Annotated in this window: 16 protein-coding genes and 3 pseudogenes; 10 read left to right on the top strand and 9 right to left on the bottom strand. The window is 72.7% G+C overall.

Annotation, left to right across the window (positions count from 1 at the left end; translation table 11 throughout):
* Positions 1-39 precede the first annotated feature (39 nt).
* The 3 genes and pseudogenes from ACY8FT_RS03290 to ACY8FT_RS03300 all read right to left on the bottom strand — a co-directional run.
* Positions 40-1425, bottom strand: a complete 1386-nt coding sequence (locus ACY8FT_RS03290) for an MFS transporter (protein ID WP_462417513.1) — start codon at positions 1423-1425, stop codon at positions 40-42.
* Positions 1426-1452: 27 nt separating this feature from the next.
* The gene (locus ACY8FT_RS03295) at positions 1453-2463 is read right to left on the bottom strand and encodes a class I SAM-dependent methyltransferase (RefSeq protein ID WP_462417514.1); all 1011 of its coding nucleotides are present in this window, start codon (positions 2461-2463) and stop codon (positions 1453-1455) included.
* 67 nt (positions 2464-2530) lie between these two features.
* Positions 2531-2818: pseudogene (locus ACY8FT_RS03300) on the bottom strand (branched-chain amino acid transport system II carrier protein); the annotation flags it as partial.
* Between the two features lie 217 nt (positions 2819-3035).
* Between ACY8FT_RS03300 and ACY8FT_RS03305 the strand changes: the two are divergent.
* Positions 3036-3218 (top strand): hypothetical protein, encoded by a 183-nt coding sequence (locus ACY8FT_RS03305; RefSeq protein WP_462417515.1) that lies wholly within the window; start codon positions 3036-3038, stop codon positions 3216-3218.
* Between the two features lie 184 nt (positions 3219-3402).
* Here the strand turns inward: ACY8FT_RS03305 and ACY8FT_RS03310 are convergent, their stop codons facing one another.
* Entirely contained in the window at positions 3403-3813 is a 411-nt protein-coding gene (locus ACY8FT_RS03310) for a VOC family protein (protein WP_462417516.1), read from the bottom strand.
* Positions 3814-3856: 43 nt separating this feature from the next.
* A complete protein-coding gene (locus ACY8FT_RS03315) occupies positions 3857-4627 on the bottom strand; it encodes an inositol monophosphatase family protein (RefSeq protein WP_462417517.1) in 771 nt (256 codons plus the stop codon).
* An 84-nt stretch (positions 4628-4711) separates the two neighbouring features.
* Between ACY8FT_RS03315 and ACY8FT_RS03320 the strand changes: the two genes are divergently transcribed.
* From ACY8FT_RS03320 to ACY8FT_RS03330, 3 genes and pseudogenes are all read left to right on the top strand, one after another.
* Entirely contained in the window at positions 4712-5194 is a 483-nt protein-coding gene (locus ACY8FT_RS03320) for an HAD family hydrolase (protein WP_462417518.1), read from the top strand.
* Between the two features lie 33 nt (positions 5195-5227).
* Positions 5228-5359, top strand: a pseudogene (locus ACY8FT_RS03325) (HAD family hydrolase); the annotation flags it as partial.
* Between the two features lie 213 nt (positions 5360-5572).
* On the top strand, positions 5573-6043 hold the full coding sequence (locus ACY8FT_RS03330) for an NUDIX domain-containing protein (RefSeq protein ID WP_462418388.1): 471 nt from the start codon (positions 5573-5575) through the stop codon (positions 6041-6043).
* Positions 6044-6049: 6 nt separating this feature from the next.
* Here ACY8FT_RS03330 and ACY8FT_RS03335 read toward each other — a convergent pair whose 3' ends face one another.
* From ACY8FT_RS03335 to ACY8FT_RS03345, 3 genes and pseudogenes are all read right to left on the bottom strand, one after another.
* A complete protein-coding gene (locus ACY8FT_RS03335; RefSeq protein WP_462417519.1) occupies positions 6050-6823 on the bottom strand; it encodes an HNH endonuclease in 774 nt (257 codons plus the stop codon).
* Positions 6824-7516: 693 nt separating this feature from the next.
* Positions 7517-7955 (bottom strand): annotated as a pseudogene (locus tag ACY8FT_RS03340) (sugar O-acetyltransferase); the annotation flags it as partial.
* A 134-nt stretch (positions 7956-8089) separates the two neighbouring features.
* Positions 8090-9682, bottom strand: a complete 1593-nt coding sequence (locus ACY8FT_RS03345; RefSeq protein WP_462417520.1) for a M4 family metallopeptidase — start codon at positions 9680-9682, stop codon at positions 8090-8092.
* Between the two features lie 319 nt (positions 9683-10001).
* Between ACY8FT_RS03345 and ACY8FT_RS03350 the strand changes: the two genes are divergently transcribed.
* A complete protein-coding gene (locus ACY8FT_RS03350) occupies positions 10002-10631 on the top strand; it encodes a class I SAM-dependent methyltransferase (RefSeq protein ID WP_462417521.1) in 630 nt (209 codons plus the stop codon).
* On the opposite strand, the gene ACY8FT_RS03355 is transcribed toward ACY8FT_RS03350, so the two are convergent.
* Positions 10606-11868 (bottom strand): MFS transporter, encoded by a 1263-nt coding sequence (locus ACY8FT_RS03355; protein ID WP_462417522.1) that lies wholly within the window; start codon positions 11866-11868, stop codon positions 10606-10608. The two genes, ACY8FT_RS03350 and ACY8FT_RS03355, sit on opposite strands and share 26 nt — an antisense overlap.
* Positions 11869-12034: 166 nt before the next feature.
* Here ACY8FT_RS03355 and ACY8FT_RS03360 point away from each other — a divergent pair, with 166 nt between their 5' ends.
* From ACY8FT_RS03360 to ACY8FT_RS03380, 5 genes are all read left to right on the top strand, one after another.
* On the top strand, positions 12035-13132 hold the full coding sequence (locus ACY8FT_RS03360; RefSeq protein WP_462417523.1) for a YihY/virulence factor BrkB family protein: 1098 nt from the start codon (positions 12035-12037) through the stop codon (positions 13130-13132).
* A 4-nt stretch (positions 13133-13136) separates the two neighbouring features.
* Positions 13137-13868: a GTP pyrophosphokinase gene (locus ACY8FT_RS03365; protein WP_462417524.1), complete on the top strand. Its 732-nt coding sequence runs from the start codon at positions 13137-13139 to the stop codon at positions 13866-13868.
* A gap of 165 nt (positions 13869-14033) precedes the next feature.
* Entirely contained in the window at positions 14034-15497 is a 1464-nt protein-coding gene (locus ACY8FT_RS03370; RefSeq protein ID WP_462417525.1) for a phytoene desaturase family protein, read from the top strand.
* On the top strand, positions 15494-16000 hold the full coding sequence (locus ACY8FT_RS03375; protein ID WP_462417526.1) for a hypothetical protein: 507 nt from the start codon (positions 15494-15496) through the stop codon (positions 15998-16000). Before ACY8FT_RS03370 ends, ACY8FT_RS03375 begins: the two co-directional genes overlap by 4 nt.
* Positions 15997-16947 carry a hypothetical protein gene (locus tag ACY8FT_RS03380; protein WP_462417527.1) on the top strand — a complete coding sequence of 317 codons (951 nt, stop codon included), beginning with the start codon at positions 15997-15999 and terminating at the stop codon, positions 16945-16947. The genes ACY8FT_RS03375 and ACY8FT_RS03380 overlap by 4 nt, the downstream gene beginning before the upstream one ends.
* Positions 16948-16951 lie beyond the last annotated feature (4 nt).

Here is a 16951-nt window from a genome sequence, read left to right on the forward strand (position 1 = left end):
TGCCTGACGCGGCCGGCCGGGGCCGTGGACGGTCCGGGCTCAGACGACGGCCGGCTGCGGGTTGCCCGCCTCGGCGATGCCGCGGCGCACGTCCAGCCGCGCGAGCAGCAGTCCACCGGCGACGAAGAACACGAGCAGCGCCAGGATGGCGGGCCGGTAGGAGCCGGTGAGCTGGAAGACCAGGCCGAAGGTGAGCGTGCCGAACCACGAGGTACCCCGCTCGCCGGCCTGGTAGAAGGCGAAGAACTCCGACTCGCGACCCGGCGGCACGAGCTGGCTGTAGAGGGAGCGCGCCAGCGCCTGGGTGCCACCGAGCACGAGCCCGATGAGCACTGCGCACCCCAGCCAGGTGAGGAAGGCACCACGGGGGACGAAGTAGGCCAGGCCCACGACGACCACCCACAGGCCCACACCCAGCAGGACGGTCCTCTTCGCGCCCCAGCAGGTCGCGATGACCCCGAACAGCAGGGCCCCGCCGACGGCCACGAACTGCACCAGCAGGATGGTGGTCATCAGCTGACCGGTCTCGAACCCCAGCGCCATGGAGCCGTAGATGCTGGCAGAGGAGATGACGGTCTGGATGCCGTCGTTGAACAGCAGGTAGGCCACCAGGAAGGTGAGCGTCTGCGGGTAGTGCCGCAGCTCGTGGAAGGTGGCGCCGAGCTGCTTCAGCGACCCGGCCACCGGACCGGCCGTCCGGTCCACCGGGATGGCGGTGGTGCCCTGCACGTGCCGCAGGCCGATGACGGGGACCAGCGTGAACACGGCCCACCACAGGCCGGCCGAGAACAGCGAGACGCGGACGGCGTCCTCCATCGACAGCCCCAGGGACTCGTGCATCTGGATGAGCACCAGGTTCGCCGCGAGCAGCAGGCCGCCTCCGGCGTAGCCCATGGCCCAAGCGCGCGAGGAGACGCGGTCGCGCTCGTCGGGGGCGGCGATGCGCACCAGCAGCGCGTCGTAGACCACCGTGGAGGCGCCGAGCGCCACGTTGCCGACGATCACCAGCAGCACGCCGAGCTGCCAGTTCGTGCCGCTCAGCAGCACCATCGCCATCGCGGCCGCGGAGCCGATCCAGGCCAGGGTGCCCAGCAGCCGCGTCGGACGCGGGTGGCGGTCGGCGATCGCACCGACCACCAGGACGACGGCCACGGAGATGATGGTCGCCAGCGTGATCGTGTACGAGGCGAGCGACCCGGCCGCGATCGGGAGTCCGAGCAGGTGGACCGGTGCGGTGCACGCCTGGTCGGCCGGCAGGTCCGGGCACGCGTCCGCGCTGGCCAGCTGGGTGAGGTAGGGGCCGATGAGCACGGTGCCGGTGGTGGTCACGTAGGCCGAGTTGGCCCAGTCGTACCAGCCCCAGGCGCGCTGGTGGGATCGGGTGCGCTCGACGGCGGGGTCGGCCGCGGGGACGGTGGTGGTCACCGCGGCAGCATGGCAGGTCGTGCGACCTCAGCGGGGCCCGGTGGCACGGATGACGGTGAACTCCCGGTCGCGTGCCACCTCGTCGACCCGGGCGAACACTTCGCGGGCGATCTGCCGGTAGGGCAGGTGGGAGTTGTACACGCACCACAGCTCGCCACCGGGGCGCAGCACGCGGGCGGCGTCGCGCAGCATCGCGAGGGTGGGGGAGGAGTCCTTGGCGGTGCCGACGTGGAAGGGCGGGTTCGTCACGACCAGGTCGGCGCTCGCCGTGGGCTGCTCGGTGAGACCGTCGGCGAGCACGGCGGTGCCGGTCAGCTCGTTGGCCGCGAGTGTCGCCCGGGTGGAGGCCACGGCAGCCCGGGAGACGTCGATGCCGGTGGTCGTGTTGCCGCGGCGGGCCAGCACGGTGGTGAGGACGCCGTTGCCGCAGCCGAGGTCGATCGCCTCGCCCCGTGGCCAGTCGGGCTCGGTGCCGAGCAGCAGACGGGTGCCGCGGTCCAGCCGAGCCCCGGCGAAGACCGGACCGTGGGCCACGAGGGTGAGCCCGGTGTGCGGCTCGGTGGCGGTGCGGGGCGAAGGCGCGGCGACCGCCCGCGGTTTTCTGGCGTGCACCGCGCGGCACTTGCCGACCCCGCGCTGGGCCTGCACCTCCTCGAAGGCGCTGGCGAGCACGTCGTTCTGCCGGGGTGTCATGTGTTTGCTCCGACCCGCGGTCACGACCAGCACGTCAGGGGCCGCGTGCGCCGCGATGGTGCGGGCCTGCTCCTTGAGCGCGGGGAGGGAGGCCGGCAGGTGCAGCAGCACGAGCTCGGCGCCCTGCACGGCCCCGGTGAGGGTGTCGGTGGACGGGCCGGCGTCCACCCGGTCGTGGTGGGAGCGCACCTCGGGCCAGACGGCCTCGGCCTCGCGGGAGAGGTCCACGGAGCCCTCGACGACGGCCACGCGCGTGGCCTCCGGCACCAGGCGCTGTCCGTCGGCCAGCAGGAGGCGGCTGACGGCATCGAGGGTGGGGGAGAGGCCCTGCTCGGGGGAGGTCACCGCCGCAGGATAGGTGGCCTGACCGGGGCGAGACGCCGGATGGCGCGGTCCGGGGCGTGGTGTCCAGGGGGTGGACGACCGAGACCACCAGCAGCACCGAGAGCAGCGCGTGGAACAGCGGCGTGAGGTGCTCGCCCACCCAGGTGATGAGATGCTCGGGGCGCAGTGCCGCCAGCAGGGTCAGCGCGAAGAAGGCCAGCAGTGGACCGATCGCGAGGTAGAGCAGGACCGTGAAGGCCGTCGCGGACGCAGCACCGGCAGGGCGCAGCAGCTCCAGCACGTTGCGGCTGCCCGAGAGGGTGCCGGCGGCGATGGCGGCGACGGGGAGGCCGATCGCGGTCACGTAGAAGCCGAGCGTGGCCCATGCCGTCGTTCGGCGTCAGGCACCGGCGAACTGTAGGGGGGCGGATGTCTGGACGTCGCCAGCGGGGTGAGGGAGCACCTGTTGTCCTCGTAATGACATAATGTCGATTATCGGCGTCCAGGGTGCTGGGGGCGAGGCTGCGCAGGAGTGGCCCCGACGTCGCATGGATGGACCCGTGCGGCGGTCCTGCGCTGGCTACCGTTCCGTCATGGTCGCCGACGCCGATCCCATCGAGATGCAGGACCTCGAGGCGCGCGCTCTCGCCGATGACCTCGTGCAGGTCTTCTGGATCTCGAGGCGTGGCGGGCGTCGAGCGCGACGGACCTCGCTCTGGCGACGATCCGACGACAGGTGGCGGACGATCTACCACCAGGGCACGCCGATGGCGTGACGCCTCTCCCGCTTCACAATGCCGAATCACGCCACAGTCTTCTGACATAACGTGCATCCGGTCCCTCAGGCCCTGTCCTTGACCGATCACCTCGACGGTGCCGAGAGGGCGGGGACGTCCGCCGGGGCGGGCCGGAAGAGGTCGAGCCGGTCGGTGCGCCGCTCGGGGCCCGGTGCATGGGGCCTCACTCCCCCACGCACAGCTGCCACGTGATGCCGAACCGGTCACCCACCCAGCCGAACTGTCCAAAGCCGTAGTCGCCGACGGGCATGAACACCGTGCCGTCCTCGGAAAGCGCGTCGAAGAGCCGCTGCAGCTCGTCGGCATCCTCGACTTCCACCCACAGCGACATCGCCGGGGTGAAGTCCCACGCGTGCCCGACCGGGCTGTCGCTGCAGCGGATGCGCTGGCCCGCCACGCGGAACTCCGCGGTCATCACGGTGCCCTCGGCATCGGCTCCCCCGGGGCCGTTCGCGTCCCAGAGCGTCTCGGAGAGGATCTCGCCATCAGGGAAGAGGCCGCGGTAGAAGCGCATGGCCTCGCCGGCGCGCTGGCCGCGGCTGGGCTGGAAGGTCAGGAAGGGCTGGGCCTGCATGGGTGCTCCGATCAGGTGTGGTCGATTGTCGATTGAACTGCCCTCAACCCCGCAGCAGCGCCACGGCCTCGTCGACGGCCGTCGGTGGCCCGGCCAGGGACCACACGACGCCGTGCACCTCGACCTGGGCCGTCACTCCCCCGGGTGCGCCCTCCACTAGGGCGCACCCGGGCATCCAGTCCCACTCGGGCACGCTGTGGTGCAGCCACAGGTCCATCCGCCCGTCGGCCACGGCGGCCAGGTCCATGGACCCGGACCCGTTCATCCGGATCGCCTTGGCCGCCGAGGCCACGGCCGTGAATGGCCCGGCCACGTGGGCCTGCTCGTAGTAGCGCGTGTGCAGGTACGTGGCCAGGGCGCAGTCGGCCAGGGGACGGTCGGCGAGGCGCGCGACGGCCTCACCGCTGCGTGTGGTGGGCCAGTCGCGGCCACCCACCCAGGTCGTCTCCGAGCCGGCATGGTGCACGGCGCCGAGTGCCAGCTCTCCTCTGTCGTCGAGGGCGAGCGCCGAACACCACCAGTCCAGGCCCTGCACGAAGTTGAACGTGCCGTCCACCGGGTCGATCACCCAGCGTCGCCCCGTCGTCCCCTCGCGGGCTGCCCCCTCCTCCCCCACGATGCCGTCGTCGGGGCGTTCCGCGGTCAGGCGCTCCACCACGAACTCCTCCGCAGCCATGTCGGCCGCCGTCACCACGTCGCTGGCAGAGGTCTTCTGGTGGGTCTCCACCCCGCCGACCCGCATGCGCCGGGCGAGTTGTCCCGCCTCCGACACGAGGGAACCGGCGAGGTGGGCGTCGTCGTGCAGGGAGGTCATGCCCCGACCCTAGTGATGAGCCGGCACTCAGGCTCACGAGCCACTGCAGGATGCAGGGCCAGTGAGCATGCGAGGCTCGAACGCATGCTCTTCGCGACGGATCTCGACGGCACCCTGGTCTCCCCGGGAGACCCGGTCCTCTCCCCCACGGCTGCCGACGTCCTGGAACGCGTCGACGCATCGGGTGTCCCCGTCGTCTTCGTGACCGCCCGCCCGTTGCGCTGGATGACGGAGCTCTGGCCCCACGTGGGCCGGCACGGTGCTGCGGTGGTCTCCAACGGCGCGGTCACCTGGGACGTCCACGAGGGGCAGCCGCTGGAGGTGCACGGCCTCGCTCCCGCGACGGGGCTGGCGCTCGTGGACCACCTGCGCAGCACCGTCCCGGAGGCGCGCTTCGCCATCGAGTGCCTGGACGGCATCCGCTGCGACGTGGATTACCCGCGAGAAGGCGGGATGCAGGGCGGTGCCCCGTTCGGGAAACTCGCCGACCTGTGGGACGAGCCCGCGTTGAAGCTCCTCGTGCGCCACGACGCCGGGGATCCGGCCATCCGCGAGCGCATCGTGTAGGCCGTCGGCGACAGTGCGCAGGCCACCTGGTCGGTGGAGGGTCTGGTCGAGATCAGCGCCCCCGGCGTCACCAAGGCGAGTGCGCTGAAGCAGCTCTGTGGGCGCAGGGGGGTGGATGCGGCCGACGTGGTGGCGTTCGGGGACATGCCCAACGATCTGCCGATGTTGGACTGGGCAGGCACTTCCTACGCGGTGGCCAACGCCCACGAGAGCGTCCTGGCGGCTGGGGGGGCACGTTGCTCCCTCGGTCGAGGAGGATGGTGTCGTGCAGGAGATGGCCCGCCTTGCTGGCGTGTGGGGCACCGTCGGAGACCACTCGGTGCGCCTGGTGGACGGGTGCGTGGAGACGGCTCCCGGCGGTGCGGCAGCCTTGACCCCATGACCGACTGGACGCTTCCGACCATCCCCGTCTCCGCCGGCGCCGTCATCCTCGACGAGGCCGGCCGCCTACTCATCCTCAAGCCCACCTACAAGAGCGGCTGGACGATCCCGGGCGGGGTCATGGAGGCCGACGGCGAGACCCCGTGGGAGTGCTGCCAGCGCGAGGTGTTCGAGGAGACCGGCCTGCGGGTGACCGACGGGCGCCTCGTGGCCGTGGACACGCGTGGGGCGAAGCGTGACGAGCAGCTCGGCATCCGGTTCCTCTTCCACTGCGGAACCGTCACCGCCGAGCAGGCCGCGGGGATCGTGCTGCAGGAGAGCGAGATCTGCGAGCATCGTTTCGCGCCGCTCGAGGAGGCGACGGGCCTGCTGCGCAAGCGGGTGCGTCGGCGCGTGGAGCGGGCCCTGGCGGGGCCGGGCGTCGTCTACCTCGAGGACGGCCGTTCACCGCTGGGCATCACCTCCTGACCGGGGTCAGCCCGCCCACCTACTCGCCGAGCTCGCGTACCGGTGCCCGGTCGGCGTGAGCGTCACGACCTCCTCCTGGTCGCCGTGCTCGTCGAGCCGGGCGATGCTCCGCCACCGCGGGTGGTTCTTCACCTGGTTGCAGTGCTGGCACAGGCCCTGACCGTTCTCGGGTGTGGTGGGCCCGCCCTCGGACCAGGACTCGACGTGGTCGGCCTCCCGGATCGGGGCATCGCACCACGGGGTCCGGCAGGTCTCGTCCCGGGCGACCAGCAGCTCCCGGTCGGCCTTCGAGAACAACCGCCGCCGGGCGTCCCGCTCGACCACGGTGCCGGACTCCGGGTGCACCAGCAGCCGACGCAGCGAGCACCTGCCCGCGCCACGCACCAGATCCCGTGCAATCGGCGCGGGCAGCGGTCCGTAGCCCTTGAGCGTGGCCGGGGTGTCGGTGTCGGTGAGCGCCTCGCGCACGGCCCGGCCTCCGAACAGCCCGCCCGCCGGCACGACCACCTGCACCTCCACCGGCGGACCGTCGGCGAGCGCCTGCCCGGTCACGCGCTCGGTGAGCACGTCCGCACGCAGCTGCGCCAGGGAGCGACCGTCGCCCTCGGCCCGCAGGCTCCGTGCCGCCCGGTCCAGCGCACCCCACACGGCCACGGCCTGCGTCGCCGGCAGATGGGCCGAGAGCACGGCCATGGTGTCCGGCTTCGGCCGCATCGACACCGAGCGCTGCTCGTGCTGCAGCGCCGCGTGCGCCACGTGCCCCCCCCGGGTCCAGCGCATAGGCACGTTGGGACACGCGGTGGCGCAGTCGCCCCACGGAGAGCTCCGCAAGCTGCGGTCCGAGCTCGGCATCGACGACGGCCCGCTTCTCGCGAGACAGGAAGACCGTCCCCCGGGCCAGGACCTCGGCCTGTTTCCGGCTGCCGCGGCCCGCGAGCATGGCCTCCCGGGTGGCGGGCAGCTCACTGCGCAGCACGGCGGCCAGCTCGCGGTCCCGGACCCCCTGGTGCGCCGACTGCTGCCGGGCCAGTCCCACCATCGAGGCCACGGCCTTGTCGGTCGTCTCGCGCGGGACGTCGGCGTCCGCGTCGTCACGGCGCATCCGGGCCGTCAACACGGCCACGGCCTCGAGCTGCGCCGCGACAGCGGTGTTCACCAACCGCTCGAGCGCCGAGATCGCGTCCACCATCCGTTCCGGCGGTGGATCACCGTCTCCCCACTGCTCGGCCAGCACGCACACGTGCCGGGCGAGCTCGTCGATCGTCTCCACGTCTCCCCCTGTGGATCAGGTCGTCCGTCGAGCCCCCTCGGCCCGACGCCCACCGGTCACCTCTCTCGGTGATGGAACAACAGTACGATCGACCACCGACAACCCCTGTCGACGCGCAGGTCGTCTGTGGATGGGTGGATGGCCGGCCTCCACGTGTGCCCCGGGCTTTCCACCCGCGGGGCCCGCCCTGCACGCCCCCGTCATCAGGGCTGGGTGTCGATCCCCTCCCGGATCACGCGTGCGGGGTTGCCCACCGCCACGACGTTCGCCGGCAGGTCCTTGGTCACGACGGCACCCGCCCCCACCACAGTGTTCTCCCCGATGGTCACACCGGGGCAGACGATGACGCACCGCCGAGCCACACGTTGTCCCCGAGCGTGATGGGCTGGGCGGCCTCCAGCTTGTCGCGTCGGGGCTGCGGGTCCACGGGGTGCGTCGGTGTGAGCAGCTGGACGTTCGGCCCGACCTGGCAGTCCAGGCCGATGGTGATGTCCGCGACGTCCAGGGCGACGAGGTTGAAGTTCACGAAGGTCCGCGCCCCGATGCGGATGTTCTCGCCGTAGTGCACGTGCAGCGGGGGCTTGATGACGGCCTCCTCCCCAGCTCCCCGAGGACTTCCGCGAGGATCTCCCGCGCTGCGGGGGCGCCGGCGAAGTGGTCGGGCGTGGGTTCGCTCGTGCCCCGACGCTCTCCCCCCCCGCGACGCAACACGAGGCGAGGCCCCGCACCGTGGGGGGCGGGGCCTCGCCGAGGAGGGGGAACTGCTGTGCTGCTCGTCAGCCCTTCTGGCGCGAGTTCGTCGCGCCAGCGGAGCACTTGGCCGAGCCGGCGGGCACGTCGATGGCGGTCATCGCGGCCTCGGCGGCCTTGCACTCGGCCGAGCCCTCACCGTAGAGCTCGATGGCGGACTCGATGACGCCCTCACGTGCCGCCGGGTAGTCCGAGGTGGAGGTCAGCTTCGTCGCCAGCGTGCGGTACCAGATCTTCTCCATGACCTCGCGACCGCCGCCCTCGACCTCGGAGCCGTCACAGGTGGGCGAGTCGTACTTCACACCGTCGATCTCCTTGGCGCCCGAACCCTCGGAGGCCAGGTAGAACCAGTGGTTCAGCGGACCGGAAGCCTGGTGCGGGTCCATGTTGGCGATGTCGCCGGAGTAGCAGTCGGGCGAGGCGCCGTCCTTGCTCGGCTCGTCCATGTAGCGCAGCGGGGTGCCGTCGCCGTTGATGTCGATCTGCTCGCCGATCAGGTAGTCGCCGCCGTCCTTCTCGGTGCCGGCGTAGTACTCCACGGCGGTGCCGAAGATGTCCGAGGTGGCCTCGTTCAGGCCGCCCGGGTCGCCCTGGTAGACGAGGCCGGCGGAGTTCTCGGTGACACCGTGGGCCATCTCGTGGGCCGCCACGTCCAGGGCCACCAGCGGGTTCTGGTTGCCCTCGCCGTCGCCGTAGGTCATCTGCGAACCGTCCCAGAAGGCGTTCACGTAGTTGTCGCCGTAGTGCACGCGGCTGGTCGCACCCTTGCCGTCGTCCCAGATGCCCGAGCGCTCGTGCTCGGTCTCGAAGTACTCGTAGGTCTTCGTGGCGCCGTAGTGGGCATCCACACCGGCGGAGGCGCGGTCCTCCATCGTGCCGTCGCCCCAGGCGTTGTCCTCGTCGGTGAGCACCTCGCCACCGGACTCGGAGTTACCCATGTCGATGGTCTTGTGGCCCTTCGAGTCCTCGAGGGTGAAGGCGCCGTCGGAGCCGGAGGTCTCGAACTTCACGTCACCGATGTAGATGCCCTTGCCGGTGCCCTCGGCCTGGGTCTCGACGTTCATGATCTCGTCCCAGGAGGCCAGGACCTCACCGGTCTCGGCGTCGACGTAGGACTTCACGCGCGAGGGGGTCTGGTCGGCGCGCACACCGGTGGTGGTCACCTCGTAGGCCAGGCGCGGCTCGCCCTCGGCGGCGAAGACCACCAGCTCGCCCTTGCTGCCGTGCTCGGTGGCGGCGGTGGAAGCCTTCTCACCCTTCGCGAGGGCGGCCGACTCCGACAGCTTCGGGGTGGTGCTCTTGACGGCGATCTTCTCGGCGGCCTTGCGGGTCTCCTTGACCTGGTCGCCCTTCATCTCCACGACCATGTCGCCGCCGATGACGGGCAGGCCCTTGTAGGTGCGGTCGAAGCGCACGTGCTGGGTGCCGTCCTCGTCGGTCACCGTGGTGGTGGCCTCGAGCTCCTCGTCGGCGGACAGCTCCAGCTGCTGGGCGACGCTGGCGGTCTGCGAGGCGTCGAGGTCGGCCGGTGCGGCCTGGGCGGCGGGGGCGAAGGTGGCGGTGACGGCGGCGACGGCGGTGGTCAGGCCGAAGGCGGCGCCACGGATGCTGCGAGACATGCTCTCTCCTGGAGGTGAGGGCCGGAGAGGAACTTCCGGCCGTGGCTGGAGGTGACGGCGGTTGCCGTGCGGTGCCCTGAGGTTGTCCCCGCCGCTCCGGGTCGAACAAGCCACTTGACGGGTTCAGGTCGGAGTCCGGGGATGATCTTGACCCTTTGGGTGGAATTCGGTGGCCGTCCGGGCCTGGCGGACGGGTCCGCGCGCTACCGGTCGGTCCTGACCGCGGCACCCCACCGGCGCCGGGGGCTGGCCAGGCCCGCTGAGCCACCAGCGCTACCACCCCGGCCACTGACCACGGGGCGTGCTGCAGACTGCTGCCATGTCTTCCGCGACGGACCCCGCCTCCCCCGAGCCGACGACGACCTGGCCGGGGCTGACCGACCCCGACCACTCGCGCTGGTACATCGAGCACATGCGCTCGTTCGCCGCGCAGGGGCAGGACGTGCAGGGTGAGTCGCGGCTCGTGGACGTCCTCGCCCCGCGCGGTGGTCGGCTGCTCGATGCCGGGTGCGGCCCGGGTCGGCACGCCGGGCACCTGGCGCGCCTCGGCTTCGATGCCGTGGGCGTGGACGTCGACCCCACCCTCATCGAGGCGGCCCGCCAGGACCACCCCGACGGCACCTGGGTGGTGGCCGATCTCGCCACCCTGGACCTCGCCGCGCACGGTCAGCCCGAGCCCTTCGACGGCGCGCTGCTGGCCGGCAACGTGCTCGACTTCGTCGCCCCGGGAGCCCGCGGCGCGGTGCTGGCGAGCGTGGCCGCCCACCTGGTGGACGCCGGCTTCCTGGTGATCGGCTGCCGTACGACGACAGGGTTCCCCACGTCCGCCCTGGACGAGCTCCTGCCCGGTGCCGGGCTGGTGGTGCAGCAGCGCTTCGCGACCTGGGACCTGCAGCCCTGGCACGAGGAGGCGGAGTTCGCGGTCACCGTCGCCCGCCGCCGGGGCTGACCCACCGGGCGGCCGCGAGCTCCTCGTCCACCAGGGTCTCGCGGGCGGCCCGCCACGAGGCGATCCCCAGCAGCACCCCGATGCCGACCAGGATCCACAGCACCACCGAGGTGCTGCCGGTGAGCGCCACGACACCTCCGACGAGCAGGGGGCCGACGGCCGCACCGATGTACCCCACCGGCTGCACCACCCCCGAGAGCCGTGCGGTGATCGCGGGGTCCGCGGTCCGCGCCGGGAGCAGGGCGATCACCATCGGGAAGGCGAAGCCGCCCACCCCCAGGACGAGCGCCCAGAGCAGCGCCAGGGACTGCGGGGCCACCAGCAGGCCGAGGTAGCCCACCGTGGTGATGACCCCGCAGAGCGCTGCCAGGGTCGGCAACGAGGGGGCCCGTTCGATGAGGGAGGGCATGATCCAGCCGCCGAGGATGCCGCAGGCGGCCACGACGGCGCTGTACAGGCCCGCCATGCCCGGGGAGACGCCGGCGTCGGTGTAGATGCGCGGCAGCCACCCGAACTGCGTGTAGGCGTTGGTCGACTGCAGGGCGAACATGACGGTCAGCGCGACGGCCGTCGGCGAGCGCCAGATGCTCACCGGCGGTGTGTCGAGCACGGCGGTCTCCCGCGGGAAGTCGTGACCGGTGCGCCGCGCGACGACGACCCACAGGACCAGGGGCAGGAGGGTGATGACCGCCCAGGCCAGCAAGGAGGTCCGCCAGACCCCTCCGGAGGGCCCCTCACTCCCCTGCCCCAGCCAGGGACCGACGACGTGCGGCAGTCCCGTGAGCGGCACGGCCAGCAGCGCCCCGGCCGAGCCCCCGAGCGACAGGACGGCGACGTGGACCGCCATGAGGCGACGCAGGAGAGTGCCGGAGCTGTGGTGCTTCACCCAGGCCGGGACCAGGACGTTGCCGAGCGCACCGCCCATGAGGGCGAGGACGCTCAGGGCGAGGAAGATCCCCATGGAGCCGACCAGCGGGCGCAGGGCCAGACCCACCAGCGAGACGGCCAGGGACGCCACCAGTGCCCCGCCGAGGCCGAGCCGTCGCGCGACGGGCACGGCCGCGAGACCCAGCACACCGAAGATGAGCGGCGGGAGTGCCGTGAGCACACCGGCTCCCACTCCCCCGCCACCGAGGTCCCCGGAGAGCTCCGGCAGCAGCGGCCCCACGGAGGTGGCCGCCGGACGCAGCATGAGGGCCACGGTGGCGACGGCCACCAGGGTCAGGAGCGGACCCACGGGACGAGCCGGACGAGACCCGACCCCGGGTGCGGGGCGACTGGGGTTCCGGGGCATGGGCGCACCATAGGGCGCTGGCGCGGAAAACCCGTTGCCCGGAACGGGGGCCTCGCCACGACCGGTGGCTGCGGCGGCGCTGGAGCGGTGGGCTGCTTGACTTGACCCCGTGAGCCCCTCCCACCCCGTGACCGACGACGCCGCGAGGTCGTCGGACCCCCGCACCCCACGGGAGGGACGACCCGGGCGGCGGGGTCTGCGACAGGTCGTCCGCAGCCGCCCCGTGCGCGCGGTCCAGCGCTATCTGGCGGCCCACGGCAACGTGTACGCCGGCGGGGTGACGCTCTCGGCCCTGATCTCCCTGGTGGCCGCCGCCACCCTCGGCGTGACGGCCTTCCGGGTGCTGCTGGGACGTCGGCCGGACCTGTTCGCACGGGTGGCCGACGCGGTCAACGCCACCTTCCCGGGGCTGCTGGCCGTCGACGGGCAGGAGGGCGTGCTCGCGGCCTCCGACCTCGTGGTCGACGGCGGCCTCACGATCGCGACGGTCGTCTCCGTGCCGGTGCTGCTTTGGACCTCCACGAGCGCCATGACCTACCTGCGCCTGTCGCTGCGGGCGATGTTCGGCCTGGCCGCCGCCCCGCTGCACCCGGTGCTGGCCAAGCTGTGGGACCTGGTCGGCATCGTGCTGCTGGGTGGCTCGGTGCTGCTCACGGCCGCGCTCTCCAGCGCAGCCACCTCGGCCACCCGCTTCGTGCTCGAGCTCGCCCACGTCCACGACGACCGCGGCATCGCCCTGCGCGTCGTGGCGCTGCTGGCCGCCCTGCTCGTGGACGCACTCACCATCGGCCTGCTGGTGCGGGTGGCCGCCAAGGTGCGCGTCCCGTGGTCCCAGCGCTGGCGCGGTGCCCTGCTGGGGGCCGTGGGCTGGGGCGTGCTGCGGGTGGCCGGCACGAGCCTGATCGCCGCCTGGGACAACCCGCTGGTCGCCTCGTTCGCGGGTCTGGTCACGCTCATCGTGTGGATCAACCTGGCCGTGCGCTGGTGCCTGCTGACAGCCGCCTGGACCGCCGACCCGCCCTCCCCGCGCGAGCCGGACCAGGAGGAGGTGCACGCCCGCGAGATCCCCAACTACGTGACGCTCACCGCGCCGCACACGCTGGACTGGCCGCACCACCCCGTCACCGGGGCCCTGGGCACCGAGGGGGAACCGGTCGGGGACGAGCGCGTCTCCCACCGATCTCCCAGCCGGCAGGCATACGGTTGACCGCATGCCCAATGACGTCCCGATGACCTCGATCGACCTCGTGATGGCCCTGGCCGGGGACGACGTCGAGGAGCGGGACCCCGACGAGGTCGCGCGGAGCATCGGCGCCCGGCTCTCGGCCTTCCGGCTGCGCTACAAGTTCGCGCTGGACGAGGTGCTCACCAAGATCGACATCCTCCGCGAGGAGGCCGAGGCCAAGGGGCAGCGCGGCCCCATCGAGCACGTGAAGCACCGGGTGAAGTCCTTCGACTCCATCCTGCACAAGATGAACCGGTTGGGCTGCGGGCCGGATCTCGACGTGGTGGCCGAGGAGATCCGCGACATCGCGGGCGTCCGGGTGACCTGTCTGTACATCGAGGACACCTTCCGCCTGGCCGAGATGCTCATGGGCCAGCCGGACCTCGAGGTGCTGGCCACCAAGGACTACATCTCCCATCCCAAGCCGAACGGCTACCGGTCGCTGCACCTCATCGTGAGCGTCCCGGTGTTCCTCGCCGAGCAGACGCTGGACGTGCCGGTCGAGATCCAGATCCGCACCATCGCCATGGACTTCTGGGCGAGCGTGGAGCACGAGATCCGGTACAAGTTCCAGGACGCGGTGCCCGCGGAGGTGGAGGAGACCCTGCAGGGATCCGCCTCGACGGCCTGGGAGCTGGACCGGCAGATGTCGGCCCTGCGCCAGGCGATGGTGACCCGCCCGGCCGCGGTCGGCACCCCGCCCGGCAAGACCACGTGAGCCGTCGCTCACGTGGGGCTCATCCGCCCCTCATGAGCCGCCCCTAGCCTCCGGGGACCACCGGGGACCCGCCTCGGTGCCCTCAGGAGTGACGTGTTCCCGGACCTGCCCCGACCCGTGCCCCACCCACAGTGGGCCACGGACGACGCCCACGACCCACACTGGGTGGGGCGCACCGCAGCCGTCGTCGGCTCCGGTCCCAACGGGCTGGCCGCGGCCGTCGCACTGGCACGCGCCGGCCTGCGGGTGACCGTCCACGAGGCCGCGGACGCCCCCGGAGGTGCGTTGCGCTCGGCGCCGCTCCTCGGCGAGGGGACGGTCGTCGACCTGGGGGCCGGTGTGCACCCCTTCGGCGTCGCCAGCCCCTTCTTCTCCTCCCTCGGGCTGGAGCGGCACGGGCTGGAGTGGCTGCACCCCGAGCTCCCGCTGGCCCACCCCCTGGAGGGGCGGCCGGCGGCCGTCCTGCACCGCTCCCTGACGAGGACGGTCGAGGAACTCGGTCGCGACGGGCGGGCCTGGCGCCGACTGGTCGGTCCCGTGGTCGACGACTTCGAGCGCGTGGTGCAGGCCGCGATGGGGCCCCTGCTGAGGGTGCCGCGCCATCCCGTGACCCTGGCCCGCTTCGGGGTGCGCGGTGTGCTTCCCTCCACCGTGCTCGGTCGGGCGGTCTTCCGCGACGAGCCCGCCCGGGCCCTGTTCGCGGGACTCGCCGCCCACTCGGTGATGCCCCTCCACCACCCGATGACCAGCGTGTTCGGCGTGCTCTTCGGCGCGGCGGGCCATGCGGTCGGGTGGCCCGTGGTCCGCGGCGGCTCCGGCGCACTGACCGCGGCTCTCGTGGCGGAGCTCGAGGCCCACGGCGGCACGGTCCGGACGGGCTCACCGGTCAGCGACCTGCGGCAGCTCGGCGACGGTGCCGACGCCCCCGACGTCACGATGCTGGACACCACCCCGGCGGCGGCCGGGGCGCTGGCCGGTGACCGCCTGGCGCCCGTGGTGCGGCGGGGACTCACCGCCTGGCGCCACGGCCCCGGACTGTTCAAGGTCGACTACCTGCTGGACGGGCCGGTGCCCTGGACCGATCCGCGCGTTGCCACGGCCGGCACCGTCCACCTCGGGGGTGGCGCGGGCGAGCTGGCCGTCGCCGAGGCCGCCGTCCACCGCGGCAGGGACCCCGAGCGCCCGTTCGTGCTGGTCGCCCAGCAGGGGGCGGCGGACCCGGGACGTGCCCCGGAGGGACGGGTGGTGCTGTACGCCTACGCCCACGTCTCCCCCGGCTCCAGGTGCCCGGCCGGTGAGCTCGTCGATGCCCAGATCGAGCGCTTCGCACCGGGCTTCCGCGACCGCGTCCTGCACCGGGTGGAGACCGGGCCGGAGGGCCTCGAGGCGGGCAACCGCAACCTGGTGGGCGGGGACGTCGTCGGCGGCTCGATGCAGGGGACGCAGCTGGTGCTGCGGCCGCGCCCCACGCTGGACCCCTACCGCCTGGCCGACGGCCTCTACCTCTGTTCCGCCTCCGCTCCCCCGGGTGGCGGCGCCCACGGCATGGCCGGCGCCCACGCAGCGGCCGCGGCCCTGCGGTCGCTCGCCGGGCCCGACCCCCGACGTCCCCACAGGAGGACCCCGTGACGACTCCCCCGTCCAAGCCGTTGACCTACCTGGCCGGAGCGGCGCTGGTGACCCTCGTCGCCTCGCCCGTGGTGCAGAACCTCCGCCCACCGGCCGAACGCCGGGACGGCTTCCCGCTCTCGCACTACCCGATGTTCACCGCCCGCCGGAAGGCCACCGGCACCGTGCACCACCTGCTGGGGATCACCGCGGACGGCACCGAGCACGTGCTGCACCACCGGCACGCCGGCATCGGCGGTCTCAACCAGGTGCGACGCCAGATCACGCGGCGAGTGCGCTCCGGTGACGCCCAGGAGCTCGCGGACCGCGTGGCGCGGTCGGTCGCCCGCAGCGCCGAGCTGCCCGAGCGGGAGGTCGTCCGGGTGCGGGTCGTCTCCAGCAAGCACGTCTACGACGACTTCTTCGCCGGTGACCGGACCCCGGTCAGGCGCCGGGTCCGTGCCGAGGCCGAGGTCACCCGGCCGGGAAGCATCCGCCCCACCACCGAGGTGGACATGCCATGAGGATCCCCCTGACGTCGCTGCTCCGGTCCCGTTCCACGCCCGGCGCCTCGTCGGCGGTCGGGAGGGTACTGTGCTGGCTGGACGCACGCGTCCTCCCCACCACACCGGCCAGCCGGCCTGCCCTGCTCCGCATCGCGACCGGTGCCTACACCGCTGCCTACCTGCGCCCCCGGGTGCGCATGTTCGCGCGCATCCACCGCACCGACCCCGTGCACTTCGAGCCCGTCGGCCCGTGCCGGGTGCTGAAGCGTCCCCTGCCCCCGAGGGTTGCCGACGCGCTGGTCCGCGCGACCGTGGTGACGGACCTCGCCTTCACCGCCGGTCTCTGCCACCGGGTGGTCGGGCCGCTGCACGCCGGGCTGCTCCTGTGGACCCTGTCCTACCGGAATTCGTGGTCGATGGTCTTCCACAACGACAACAACCTGGTGCTGCACACCGCCGTGCTCGGCTTGACCCGCAGCGCGGACGCCCTGGCACCCGGAGCCGCTGCCCGTCGGCTCGGGGCCGAGCGGGGGCACTGGTGCTACGCGGCCACCCACCGGGGCATGCAGGCCGGGACCCTGGTGGCCTACTGGCTGGCGGGGGTGGCCAAGGTCGCCAGCACCCAGGGCTGGTCCTGGGCCCGCGGTGAGGGCATGCGGCGCCAGGTGGCCGCCGACGCTCTGCGCAAGGAGCTCCTCGGCTCACGCGCCGGCGGGCTGGGTCTGCGGATCTACCCGTGCACCCGGCTGTGGACCATCCTGGCCACCGGCTCGCTGCTGCTCGAGATCGGCGCACCGCTGGTGTTCCTGCACGACCGGGCCGGGCGAGTGTGGGCCGTGTGCGCCTGGGCCATGCACGTCGGCATCTGCTGGGTCATGAACATCACCTTCCGGCACAACCTCTCAGGGGTGATGTACCTGCCGTGGTTCCCCGTCGAGCGGCTCCTCGCGCTCGGCAGGCCCTGAGGCC

Source organism: Kytococcus sp. Marseille-QA3725 (assembly GCF_054950055.1).

Bases quoted from the DNA above. Each gene is read 5' to 3' on its own strand.
- ACY8FT_RS03305 (WP_462417515.1), top strand. From the start codon at position 3,036: ATGGTCGCCGACGCCGATCCCATCGAGATGCAGGACCTCGAGGCGCGC.
- ACY8FT_RS03310 (WP_462417516.1), bottom strand. From the start codon at position 3,813: ATGCAGGCCCAGCCCTTCCTGACCTTCCAGCCCAGCCGCGGCCAGCGC.
- ACY8FT_RS03315 (WP_462417517.1), bottom strand. From the start codon at position 4,627: ATGACCTCCCTGCACGACGACGCCCACCTCGCCGGTTCCCTCGTGTCG.
- ACY8FT_RS03320 (WP_462417518.1), top strand. From the start codon at position 4,712: ATGCTCTTCGCGACGGATCTCGACGGCACCCTGGTCTCCCCGGGAGAC.
- ACY8FT_RS03330 (WP_462418388.1), top strand. From the start codon at position 5,573: ATGACCGACTGGACGCTTCCGACCATCCCCGTCTCCGCCGGCGCCGTC.
- ACY8FT_RS03335 (WP_462417519.1), bottom strand. From the start codon at position 6,823: ATGCGCTGGACCCGGGGGGGGCACGTGGCGCACGCGGCGCTGCAGCAC.
- ACY8FT_RS03345 (WP_462417520.1), bottom strand. From the start codon at position 9,682: ATGTCTCGCAGCATCCGTGGCGCCGCCTTCGGCCTGACCACCGCCGTC.
- ACY8FT_RS03350 (WP_462417521.1), top strand. From the start codon at position 10,002: ATGTCTTCCGCGACGGACCCCGCCTCCCCCGAGCCGACGACGACCTGG.
- ACY8FT_RS03365 (WP_462417524.1), top strand. From the start codon at position 13,137: ATGCCCAATGACGTCCCGATGACCTCGATCGACCTCGTGATGGCCCTG.
- ACY8FT_RS03380 (WP_462417527.1), top strand. From the start codon at position 15,997: ATGAGGATCCCCCTGACGTCGCTGCTCCGGTCCCGTTCCACGCCCGGC.